We start from the raw sequence: 11,561 nt of genomic DNA on the forward strand, positions 1-11,561 counted from the left end.
TCCGGATGCGGGGACCAGGCCCGTCCCGGCTTTCGGCAACAATTACGGCATCGATCGTGCTGGTCCGACCTCGATCCATGCTGACATCTCGCTCAGGTCGCGGCTGATTTCAACCAAGGGGAATGCAATGCGCAAGATGTTGAGTTTGACTGCACTCATCGGCGGCCTCGTCGCGGCCTCGACCGCACAGGCGGATATCACGATCGGATTCGTGACGTCGCTCAGTGGACCCGGCTCCTCGATCGGCATCCCGTACGGGCGCGGCATTCAGGCGGCCATGGAATACAAGAAGGAGGTCAACGGCGAGAAGATCAAGCTGATCCAGCTCGATGACGGCTCCGATCCCTCCGCTGCAACGCGCAACGCGCGCAAGCTCATCGAGGAAGAAAAGGTCGATCTCCTGATCGGCACCGCAACCGCTCCTTCGACCATCGCAATGCTGGCGGTCGCGACCGAACTGAAGGTGCCGATGATCGCGGTCTCCCCGGTGATCGGACAGCCCAACCCGGCCGACCAGTGGGGCATTTCCGTTCCGCAACCAGCCTCGCTGCTGGTCAAGGTCGTTGCCGATCGCATGAAGCGCGATGCCATGAAGAACATCGGCTATATCGGCTTCTCTGACGCCTGGGGCGACCTCGTCTACAACGGAGCCAAGGCGGTGGAGGCCGAGGACGGCATCAAGGTGCTGACCAACGAACGCTATGCGCGCGTCGATACGTCGGTCACGGGCCAGATCCTTAAAGTTCTTGCGGTGCGCCCGGATGCCGTGCTGATCGGCGGATCGGGCACGCAGGGAGCGCTGCCGCTGCTGGCGCTCGGCGAACGCGGCTTCAAGGGCAAGACCTACGGTACGGTCGCACTGGTCAATCCCGATTTCGTTCGTGTCGGCGGCAAGGCCGCGGATGGAATTCAGGTCTCCGCCGGCCCGGTCATCGTCGCCGAGCAGCTTCCCGACAACCATTTCGCGAAGAAGCTTGCACTCGAGTTCCGCGCCGCCTTCCTGAAGGCCAACAATGTCCCGACCACGGACGGTTTCTCGGCCTATTCATTCGACGGCTGGATGATCTTCACGTCAGCCGCGGCGCGCGCGCTAAAGATCGCGAAACCCGGCACCATCGAATTCCGCAAGGCGCTGCGCGACGAGATCCTCAACACCAAGGAACTCTCGGGCGTGCACGCGGTCTACAACTTCAAGGCCGGCGCTTACCACGGCGTGGACGAGCGCGCGCTGGTGATTGTCCGCCTGAACAACGGCGCCTGGACCTACGAGCCCTGAGCGATACCTGCGGGTAACACGGAAGGACGGCCGACAGCATGACGGCAGATATCGCAGCGATCCTTGCGATCGACGGAATAGCGACCGGGGCGGTCTACGCCCTGGTGGCGATCGGGACCGTGTTGATCTTCACCGTGACGCGGGTGATCTTCATTCCGTTCGGCGACATCGCGGCCTTCACGGCGCTGACGCTGGCGGCGCTCGACGCCAAACAGCTTCCCGGAACGGTCGGGCTGGTTGTCGTGCTGGCGTGCCTGGCGTGCGCGATGGAGGCCGTCTCGCTGGCGCGCACAGGCGAGCTTCGCGCGGTGCCGAAGGCCGTCCTCGGCTATCTCGTGTTGCCCTTGATTGTCGTCGCGATCGTCTGGCTGACGATGCGCTTCAATCCGCCGATGCCGGTCCGTATCCTGCTGGCGCTGCTCTTGATCATGCCGATCTCGCCGCTGCTGGACCGGATTGTGTTTCGCCCGATCGCTGACGCCTCGGTTCTGCTGTTGCTGACGGTGTCGGTCGCGCTTCACTTCGCGCTGGTCGGACTTGGCTTGCTGTTCTTCGGTCCTGAAGGCGTCCGGACCGAGCCGCTGACGTCGATGGCGATGGAGATCGCCGGCGTGCACGTTTCCGGTCAGACGGTGCTGATACTCGCCGCGGCGCTGGTGTTCAGCGGCCTGCTGTTTCTGTTCTTCGACTTCACGCTGATCGGCAAGGCGCTGCGCGCGACCGCCCTGAATCGGACCGGCGCCCGGCTGATGGGTATCAGACCGGCGCGCGCCGGGACCATCGCCTACCTCCTGGGGTCGCTGATGGCGGGCGTCTCCGGCATCCTGATCGCGCCCGTGAATACCATCTTCTACGATTCCGGATTCCTGCTCGGCCTGAAGGCCTTTGTCGGCGCCATCGTCGGCGGCATGGCCAGCTATCCAGGCGCGGCGCTCGGCGCGTTCGGCGTCGGCATTATCGAGAGCTTCGCTTCGTTCCAGAGCAGCACCTTGAAGGACGTCATCGTCTTCTCGCTGCTGATCCCTGTCCTGCTCTGGCGCTCGCTCGCCTCGCAGCATTCCGAAGAGGAAGTCGAGGAATGACACCGCAGCAGATCCGTCTCATCATCGCCGCGGCGGTCGGCTGCCTCGTGGCGGCACCCTTCGTGCTCAATCCGTTCAGCATCACCTTGCTGAACTACATCGGCATCTACTCGCTTGCCGCCATCGGGCTGGCGCTGCTGACCGGCGTCGGCGGCATTGTCTCGTTCGGCCAGGCGGCCTTCGTCGGTGTAGCAGCCTACTCAACCGCCTGGGTCACGGCGATGAACGGCTATTCGCCATGGCTCGGACTGGTGCTGGCGATCGTCTTGACCTGCAGCATCGCAGCGATCCTCGGTTTCGTGACACTGCGCCTGGGCGGCCACTTCCTCTCCCTGAGCACGGTGGCCTGGGGATTGGCTATCGCGTTCCTGTTCGGCAACATCGATGGCCTCGGTCAACATAACGGCATCTCCGGCATTCCGCCGATTTCGATCGGCCCGGTCGCTTTGGTCGAAAGCCGGCAGATCTTCTTCCTGATCTGGGCGATCGTCGTGGCCGTTCTTTTCGTTTGCTACAACCTGCTCGACTCCCGCATCGGGCGGGCGATGCGGGCGCTTCGCGGCGGCAATACGCTGGTCGAAAGCCTCGGGATCAGCGCATTCCAGATCAAGCTGGTGACATTCGTGATCGCCGCGTTCCTCGGCGCGCTGTCCGGATGGCTCTATGCTCATCTTGGCCGTTTCGTCAGCCCCGGACCGTTCGATGCCAGCATGGGCATCGAATATCTGATGATGGCGATGGTCGGTGGTGCCGGCAGCATTTTAGGCGGCGTGGTCGGCGCGGCAATCGTGACGCTCCTGAAGAACAGCGTGCAGGACTACCTGCCGCTGATCGCAAAGGGCGCCTCGGGCCAGCTCGAGATCGTGGCGTTCTCGGCGCTGTTCATCCTGTTCCTGCAGCGCGCCCGGCAGGGCATCGTGCCGTTCCTCTTCGGTTTTCTGCCGGAGCTGAAACAGTCCCGTCCGCAAGCGGCGACGCCATTGCCGCGCCGCGAGCAACCGGCGCCTGGTACGCTGCTTCTCAAGGTCAGCGGCGCGCAGCGGCGGTTTGGCGGCCTCGTCGCCGTCAATAATGTCAGCTTCGAGGTGAGGTCCGGCGAAATCCTCGGGCTGATCGGGCCGAACGGCGCCGGCAAGACCACGATGTTCAACCTGCTCACAGGGGCGCTGCGCGCCAATAGCGGCGAGATCGCATTCGCGGGCCGCTCGATCACCCGCGACCAGCAATTCCATATCGCCCGCGCCGGCATCTCGCGCACCTTCCAGCACGTCAAGCTGCGTCCGCGCATGACGCTGCTGGATAATGTGCTACTCGGCACCTATTCGCGCACCCGGACCGGCCTGTTCGCCGGCGCGCTGCGCCTCAACCAGGCGGAAGAGGCCAGCGCGCGCTACGAGGCGCTGCAGCAACTCGAACGGGTAGGCCTCGGCGACAAGCCTTTCGAACTCGCCGGCAACCTGCCGCTCGGCAATCAGCGCGTGCTCGAAATCGCCCGCGCGCTCGCCGCCGATCCGACGCTGCTCGTGCTCGACGAGCCGGCGGCCGGCCTGCGGCGCCAGGAAAAGCTCAAGCTCGCCGAACTGCTGCGGTCGCTGCGCGCCGATCACCTGACCATCCTGCTGGTCGAGCACGACATGGAGTTCGTCATGGCGCTGGTCGACCGCATCGTCGTGCTCGATTTCGGCTTAAAGCTCTGCGAGGGCGAGCCGGCAGCGATCCGCAGCGACGCCCGCGTCCAGGAAGCCTATCTCGGAGGTGTCGCGTGACACAGATGTTCTCGGTCGAGAATGTGTCGGTCGCCTACGGCAAGGTGGAAGCCGTGCGGAATGTCTCGCTTTCCGTCGAGCAGGGGCAGATCGTGACCGTGATCGGCCCGAACGGCGCCGGCAAGACGACGCTCCTGATGGCGGCGATCGGCCTGCTGAAGTCCACCGGGCAGATGATGTTTCAGGGCGCGGACCTTGCGCGGATCGACGTCGAGGGTCGCGTCGAGCGCGGCCTTTGCCTTGTGCCCGAGAAGCGCGAGCTGTTTGCCGACATGTCGGTCGCCGACAATCTGCTGCTCGGAACCTACAGCCTGCGCGACCGCTCGACGACGCGCAAAAGCCTCGACGACGTATTCGACCGCTTCCCGCGGCTGAAAGAGCGCAGCAAGCAGGCCGCCGGCACGCTATCGGGCGGCGAGCGTCAGATGCTGGCGCTCGGCCGCGCGCTGATGGCGAAGCCGAAACTCCTGGTGCTCGATGAACCCAGTCTCGGCCTCGCGCCGCTCATCGTCCGCGAAATCTTCCGCACCATCGCCTCGCTGCGGAGCCTCGGCGTCTCGGTCCTTCTGGTCGAGCAGAATGCCCGCGCTGCGCTCGAGACAGCGGATTTCGGTTATGTGCTGGAAACCGGCGAGATCATCCAGTCCGGCCCGGCGGACACGCTGATCCACGACCCGAAGCTGATCGCGGCCTATCTCGGTGGCCACTGACGCGAGGCGCGCGGCTCCTGCATCACGCGACAGGTTCGCGCGCCAGCCCCATGGCCCGCAGCGCCGCGGCAAAGGCTGCCAGCCGCTTCTCGCGATAGGCAGCCAGATCGACGCCTTCGTAGTTCATGAATCCCTGCCCGGTCTTCATGCCGATGCGCCCCTCCCGCATATTCGTCGCGATGATGTCAGGCGCGGCGTAACGGCTGTCGCCAAGCGACTCGACCAGATAGTGGCTGGCATGATGCAGGATATCGCCGCCGCCCCAGTCGATGAACTCGAGCAGGCCGAGCACCGCAAAGCGGAATCCGAAGCCGTAAATCACCGCCTTGTCGATATCCTCCGCCGAGGCGACGCCCTCCTCCACCATGCGGGCGGCCTCGTTCATCGCCAGCGACTGGATTCTGGGAACGATGAAGCCCGGCCGCGCCGCGCAGACGACCGGCACCTTGCCGATGCCTTCGAGCAGCGTCTTCATCCGCTCCGTAACTTCCGGCGCGGTGAGCCGCCCGGGTGACAATTCGATCAGCGGCACCAGATAGGCCGGATTGAGCCAATGCGCATTGAGGAAACGGTCGGGATGTTCGATCGATCCCGCGAGATCGTCAACCAATATCGTCGACGTGGTCGAGGCGATGATCGGGCCCTCGCCCGCCAGTCGCGAGGCCTCGGCCAGCGCTGCCTGCTTCAGCGCGAGAATCTCCGGCATTCCCTCGAAGATGACATCGCAGCGCGGCAACACCGCAGCCGCCTCCTGCCGACGCACGATCGTGATCCGTTCGGCAATCGTCGGTACGAGGTCTGGCGGGAGCAGACCGATGCGCGAGAGGATTTCGAGCGTCGAGCGGATTTCCGCCTTGGCTTCGGCTGCAAGCGCCTCAAATGCTGAGGCTTCCCGTTCCTTGAAGTCGACGACGACCACCTGACGGCCGGCGAACGCGAACACGACCGCAATGCCGCGGCCCATACGTCCGGCGCCGAGGCATCCGATGACCGGCCTCATCGAAAGCCCTCCGCGAGAAGATTTTGCAGCGCCGCCCGATCGAGATCGCCAAGGCCGAGCGAAGACAAAGTCCGCCCCGTCACCGTAAAATCCTCGCCGGTGATGGCGGCGCCGATCGCCAGGAACGCCTTGACCAGCGGCGTTTGCACGCCTGCGAGGCCCGCCACTGAAGCAAGGAACGACAGGCCAAGACGCAAATCCTCCAGCATGTAGCGGTGCTCGACGAGGACGAGGCGCTCGGACCAATCGCCGGAATCCGTGAGCTGGTCATGCGCGTCGCGCGTATACATCCAGGGGTCGCCGTCCTTCGAATAATGGTCGGCCAACGGAAAATGCGGCCCTCCGTAGCCCAGCGCCTCGCGGATAGCGACGCGCTCGGCATCGAGTGCATCCGTCACGCGGCGGATCGCCGGCTGGGTTCCTTCCTTGTGGATATCCCATTTGTCGAAATGTTCGATTGGACCGGCGTTCATTGTGATCAGCGGCGGATGAATGATCGGACCGGCATTCATCAGCGCGGCCGAAAGTACATCGCCGCACGGCTCGATGGCGTTTGGAAACGCGCGCTCGATCACATCAAGCGCGTGCCGTACGAGGCGTAACGGAAATACGCCGGTCGGCAATCGCGCGCCCCTGCCCGAGATGCGCACCGCATAAGGGCCCTGCTTGCGCGCCAGCCACGGCAAGGTCCCGGTCTCCGCAGTTGCGATCTCGGCGCGGTTGCCCGCGTCTCGCGCGGCGCGGGCAAAGACATAAGAGCCGAACGTGCCGGGCGGCAGAAACACGACCTGGCCGTCGCGCAGATGCGGCGCGGCCAGATCAGCGATTGCGGGCTGCGCGAATGCCGGTGCCGGACACAGAATGAGATCGGCGGCCTCGATGGCTTCCGCGATGCAAGACGTAACCATCGCAGGTCGAGCTTCACGGCGGCCCGTCCGGTCGATGACCGTTATCGTGCCGCCCTGCGCGCGATGCGCCTCCACGTCTTTGGGATTTCGCCGCCACAGCCGGACTTCGTGACCGGCCAAAGCGATGTCGCCGGCGGCCGCGAACGAACCGTTGCCTCCACCCAACACTGCAATCTTCAAGCTGTCCTCCGCTCAGATTCTGCTACGCAGGTTTCGCCTTGATGTTCTCGTCCTGCCATGCCGCCCAGGTCGGGCGATCGATCTGGAACAGGTCGGTGGAGCGTGCATACCAGCCGCTGCCGTGCATGCGGGCGATCAGACGCAGCGCCTGCGTATCGATGTGACAGCGCTCCTTGTCCAGGATCACAGCATCGTCGACATGGGCGCGGACCACCCGGCCGATGACGGTGGTCTGCCGCGGCCCCGTCACCAGCGAAGCGAGGACCCGGCATTCGAACGACACCGGCGATTCCGCAATGCGCGGCGGACGTACCGCCTGCGAGGCAGCCTGCGTCAGCCCGGCCAGCGTCAATTCGTCGATCTCGGGCGGCGCGTCGATACAGGTGATGTTCATGGCCTCGGCGTTGGCTTCGCCAACGAGGTTCACGACGAATTCCCCGGTGTCGAGAATATTGGCCGCCGTGTCCTTGAAGCGTTCCGAGCCCGCCAGCAGACCGATCGCGACCGTGGGCGGCTCATGCCCCATCACGTTGAAAAAGCTGAAGGGCGCGGCATTGATCACACCGTTCGCGGAGAGCGTGGTGATCCAGGCGATCGGCCGCGGCGTCACCGTCGCGGTCAGGATCTTGTAGCGGCTCTGCGCCTCCAGCGTCTCCATGTCGAAGATCATGCCGGCCTCTCAGATCGCCACCACCGGGTGGCGCAGCCGGCCGATGCCGGTGACTTCCGCTTCGACCACGTCACCTGGCCACAGCCATTCCTGCGGCGAGCGCCCGGCGCCGACGCCCTCGGGTGTCCCCGTCGCGATGATATCTCCCGGCTCCAGCGTCATCGCGGCCGAAATGTCTGCGATCAGGAGCGGGACCTTGAACAGCATATGGCGCGTGTTGGAGCGCTGCTTCTCGACGCCGTTCACCGTCAGCCAGAGATCGAGCGCATGCGGATCCGTGATTTCGTCTGCAGTAACGATGCACGGCCCGAACGGTCCGTAGGTGTCCTGCCCCTTGGAGTAGATCCATTGGCCGGCGCGGCGATTGTCGCGGGCGCTGATGTCGATCATTACGCTGTAGCCGAACACGAAGCCGAGCGCTTCCGCCTCCGACACCCGTCGTGCGGTTCGTCCCATTACGACGGCAAGCTCGACTTCCCAGTCGAGCTGCTGCGTAATCGCCTTGTTGTGTTGGATGGCCTCGTCCGGCCCGATCACGCTGGTCGGCGGTTTCGAGAAGATGATGGGCTGCTTCGGCAAGTCCTTTGCCGTGTCGAGGGCGCGCGACGATTCCGCGACGTGCTCGACATAATTGAGGCCGATGCCAAAAATGTTCTTGCGCGGACGCGGGATCGGCGCGAGCAGCCTGACATTCGCAAGCGGCAATGCGGCGCCGACCGGCCAGTTATCGTTGCCTTCGCTAAGTATCTTCTTGAGCGCAGCCAATGCCGGTGGCCCGAGATCGATGAAGTCGAGCATCGATGACGGCAGGGGAGCCCCGGCCTGCTGGCCAACTTTCTCGACGTCCACGACGAGGTCGCCGACAACCGCACCAAGACGGGCTGCAGCTTCGACCGTACTGCGATAGGTAACAAGACGCACTGTTGCTCTCCTATAGCGTTTTCGAGCGAAGTGGATATCGGTTCGCGTGAAGAAAACGCGTCAAAACAAGAATTTGGAGCTTCGGTTCTGATTCAATCAGACCCGAAGCTCTAAGATACGAGCGGCTGCCGGCCGCCATTGTCGCCAAAAGCTTCCTCGCGGTAGAGCCCGAGCGCGCGCATGACCGGCAAGTCGTTGAAGGTGAAGAGACAGGCGTCCTCGTTGGCGGAGGCGTTGACATGCTCATGCCAGGCCCAGGACGGAACGCAGAAGATGTCGCGCTCCTTCCAGTCGAAGCGCCTGCCGTCGATGATCGAGTGCCCGCTCCCCTTGGCGACCTGATAGATGAAGCTACCGGTGTGACGGTGCGCGCGCGTACTCTCGCCCGGCCGCAGCATCTGCATCGATGCGCCGATCGTCTGCATCACCGGCCCGCCGGTCACTGGACTGACGTAGTTCATGAGAACTCCGTCATACGGCGAACCATTGGAGGCCTTGCCATAGCGCTGCAGCGCCTCGTAGGTCGGACCCCATTCATATTTCAATAGCGGCGAATATCCCTTGGACCATTCCGCGCCCGCCGGACGCAGGCCGGGACTACCCCAGGTGTGCGTCATGTCGTCGACGGGATAGCCGACGCTCTGCTGCAGATCGGGATGAACCACGTAGAAATTGGCTTCGAGCGTGTTGACCAGGGGAATGTCGAGGCCGTCCTGCCAGATGCAGGGCGTGCCGTCGGCGGAGACGCCGTGTTCGTGCCAGGTGCCGTTCGGCGTCAGCACGAAGTCGTTGGCGCCGAGCGTCAACTTGTGACCGTCGACGATGGTGTAGGCGCCCTCGCCCTCCATGATGAAGCGAAGCGCGGACGCCGAATGAGCGTGGGCGGTGGCGACCTCGCCCGGGTGCATGACCTGCAGGCCGGAATAGAGCCAGCCGACTGCGGCGGCGTGCTCACGTCGACCAGGATTGTTCAGATAGATGACGCGCCGACCGGCCCTCTCCGGCGATACCAGTTCGACGGAGCGCAACACATGCGCGCGGAGGTCCTCATAGCGCCACAACACTGGAACCGAAGACGATTTGGGCTGCCAGGGCTCGATCTTGTTCGCGACCGTCCAGAGCGCGCCGGCTTCCAGCCTTTCGAGTTGGTCGTAATAGGCGAGCAGTTCAGGCGTATCCTCGACATTGGCCCGTCCGGCCACGTCTTCCCGGTGGTTCTCACGCGCTTTCGCTGCCATGTCGCTCTCCTGTGAGTTGGCGCCGTGTTCGGCGTCGCGTTGTCAGTTCATCCCGTCAGGTATCATTGCGATTGCCTGGATTTCGACCTTGGCGCGATCCTCGATCAGCCCCGATACCTGCAGCGCCGTCATGGCCGGAAAGTTCCGGCCCATGACGCCGCGATAGGCCACGCCGATTTCCTTCAGCCGCGCCGAATACTCCCTGCGATCGAGCAGGAACCAGGTCATCGACACGATATGCTCGGGCCCGGCGCCGCCGGCCCGCGCCACCGCATCGACGTTCTTCAGGGTCTGGCCGATCTGATCCACCAGATCGTCGGACTCGAACTTGCATTGCTCGTTCCAGCCGATCTGGCCTGCGACGAAGATCATCTTGCCGCGGGCGGCGATGCCGTTCGCGTAACCGCTCGGCTTGGCCCAACCGGGCGGCTGCAAGAACTCGAACATTTCTTAACTCCCGTAGCAGGACGCAACCGGACGCCCGCGCGGCTTAAGCCACCTTCAGGACGTCGCGTCCGATAATGAGTTTCTGGACTTCGGTCGCGCCTTCATAGATGCGCAACGCGCGTATCTCGCGATAGAGTTGCTCCACCACCTCACCGGAGCGGACGCCGCGGCCGCCGAACATCTGCACGGCGCGGTCGATCACTTCTTGCGCGGTTTCGGTCGCGACCATTTTCGCCATCGCCGCTTCGCGCGTTGTGGGAGCCTTCTGCACGTCGCGCCGCCAGGCTGCGCGATAGGTGAGAAGCGCGCTGGCATCGACATCTGCGGCCATCTCGCCGAGGGCTGCCTGCGTCAATTGCTGGTCGGCCAGCACGCCGCCGAACATCCGCCGTGACAGCGCATGCGCCACTGCCTCGTCCAGCGCGCGGCGGGCAAAACCAAGTGCCGCGGCTGCGACCGAAGCGCGGAAGATATCGAGGGTGCGCATCGCGATCTTGAAACCTTCGCCCGGCGAGCCCAACAGCCGCGCCGCCGGAATCCGGCAACCTTCGAAACGCAACGTCGCCAACGGGTGCGGCGCCATCACGTCGATGCGGTCGGCAATCGAGAATCCAGGATCGTCTGGAAGCACCACAAAGGCGGAAATGCCGCGCGCACCCGGCGCCTCGCCGGTTCGCGCAAACAGCGTATAGACGTCGGCGATGCCGCCGTTGGAAATCCAGGTCTTCTCGCCATCCAGGATATAATGGTCGCCGTCGCGCCGGGCGCTGCAGGTCATGGCGGCAACGTCGGAACCGGCTTCCTTCTCCGACAGGGCGAAGGCCGCGACCCAGTCGCCACGCCGCGCTTTCGGCAGCACCATTGCGCGCAATTCGGGCGAACCGGCAATCGCCACCGCACCGGTACCGAGTCCCTGCATTGCGAAAGCGAAATCGGCGAGTCCGCTGTGCCAGGCCAGCGTCTCGCGGGCGAGACAGATCAGCCGGGAATCGATCACCGCATCGGGCCGATCGCCCGCGACCGATGCCTCCAGCAGTCCCGCGGCGCCAAGCTGCCGCACCAGTGAACGGCAGGTCCCGTCGACGTCGCCGCCATGCGTATCGCCAAGACTGGCTGCAAAGGCATCGAGCGCCGCAGCGTAATCGCTGTGGCGGGAATCGAAGAACGGCCATTCGAGATGCTCGCGAGACGGCCCGCGCAACTGCGAAACCGGGGTCATGTCAGTCTCCCGCAAAGGCCGCTTCAGCGTACGCCGCCAGGCGCGACGCATCCCAATAATGTTTCATGGCTAAAATATCTTGTCAAGCGAGCCGATCCGGCGACGGAGTCGGCCGGATGTGCATGTAGCTCACGAAATAGGCTC

At 64.3% G+C, this 11,561-nt stretch carries 11 protein-coding genes; 4 read left to right on the plus strand and 7 right to left on the minus strand.

Going from position 1 to position 11,561, the window contains the following annotated elements:
• Positions 1-127: 127 nt before the first annotated feature.
• From V1288_RS05360 to V1288_RS05375, 4 genes are read left to right on the plus strand one after another with little or no spacing between them, the layout of a single operon-like run.
• Positions 128-1,276 carry an ABC transporter substrate-binding protein gene (locus tag V1288_RS05360; protein WP_334356083.1) on the plus strand — a complete coding sequence of 383 codons (1,149 nt, stop codon included), beginning with the start codon at positions 128-130 and terminating at the stop codon, positions 1,274-1,276.
• 38 nt (positions 1,277-1,314) lie between these two features.
• Positions 1,315-2,358, plus strand: a complete 1,044-nt coding sequence (locus tag V1288_RS05365; RefSeq protein WP_334356084.1) for a branched-chain amino acid ABC transporter permease — start codon at positions 1,315-1,317, stop codon at positions 2,356-2,358.
• Positions 2,355-4,124, plus strand: coding sequence for a branched-chain amino acid ABC transporter ATP-binding protein/permease (locus V1288_RS05370; protein WP_334356085.1), 1,770 nt, complete (start codon positions 2,355-2,357; stop codon positions 4,122-4,124). The genes V1288_RS05365 and V1288_RS05370 overlap by 4 nt, the downstream gene beginning before the upstream one ends.
• Positions 4,125-4,129: 5 nt before the next feature.
• A complete protein-coding gene (locus tag V1288_RS05375; RefSeq protein ID WP_442894010.1) occupies positions 4,130-4,834 on the plus strand; it encodes an ABC transporter ATP-binding protein in 705 nt (234 codons plus the stop codon).
• A gap of 22 nt (positions 4,835-4,856) precedes the next feature.
• Here V1288_RS05375 and V1288_RS05380 read toward each other — a convergent pair whose 3' ends face one another.
• The 7 genes from V1288_RS05380 to V1288_RS05410 all read right to left on the minus strand — a co-directional run bounded on the left by V1288_RS05380 (position 4,857) and on the right by V1288_RS05410 (position 11,417).
• On the minus strand, positions 4,857-5,834 hold the full coding sequence (locus V1288_RS05380) for a 3-hydroxybutyryl-CoA dehydrogenase (protein WP_334356087.1): 978 nt from the start codon (positions 5,832-5,834) through the stop codon (positions 4,857-4,859).
• The gene (locus tag V1288_RS05385; RefSeq protein WP_334356088.1) at positions 5,831-6,922 is read right to left on the minus strand and encodes an NAD/NADP octopine/nopaline dehydrogenase family protein; all 1,092 of its coding nucleotides are present in this window, start codon (positions 6,920-6,922) and stop codon (positions 5,831-5,833) included. Before V1288_RS05385 ends, V1288_RS05380 begins: the two co-directional genes overlap by 4 nt.
• Before the next feature lie 22 nt (positions 6,923-6,944).
• Positions 6,945-7,592, minus strand: a complete 648-nt coding sequence (locus tag V1288_RS05390) for a flavin reductase family protein (protein WP_334356089.1) — start codon at positions 7,590-7,592, stop codon at positions 6,945-6,947.
• Positions 7,593-7,601: 9 nt separating this feature from the next.
• Entirely contained in the window at positions 7,602-8,513 is a 912-nt protein-coding gene (locus tag V1288_RS05395; RefSeq protein WP_334356090.1) for a fumarylacetoacetate hydrolase family protein, read from the minus strand.
• A 110-nt stretch (positions 8,514-8,623) separates the two neighbouring features.
• Positions 8,624-9,751 carry a cupin domain-containing protein gene (locus V1288_RS05400; RefSeq protein WP_334356091.1) on the minus strand — a complete coding sequence of 376 codons (1,128 nt, stop codon included), beginning with the start codon at positions 9,749-9,751 and terminating at the stop codon, positions 8,624-8,626.
• Between the two features lie 42 nt (positions 9,752-9,793).
• Positions 9,794-10,198: a RidA family protein gene (locus tag V1288_RS05405; protein ID WP_334356092.1), complete on the minus strand. Its 405-nt coding sequence runs from the start codon at positions 10,196-10,198 to the stop codon at positions 9,794-9,796.
• A 43-nt stretch (positions 10,199-10,241) separates the two neighbouring features.
• Complete coding sequence (locus tag V1288_RS05410; protein WP_334356093.1) at positions 10,242-11,417, minus strand: acyl-CoA dehydrogenase family protein; 1,176 nt, start codon at positions 11,415-11,417, stop codon at positions 10,242-10,244.
• Positions 11,418-11,561: the final 144 nt, after the last annotated feature.

The sequence above is a fragment of the Bradyrhizobium sp. AZCC 2176 genome, from assembly GCF_036924645.1.
Classification (GTDB): domain Bacteria; phylum Pseudomonadota; class Alphaproteobacteria; order Rhizobiales; family Xanthobacteraceae; genus Bradyrhizobium.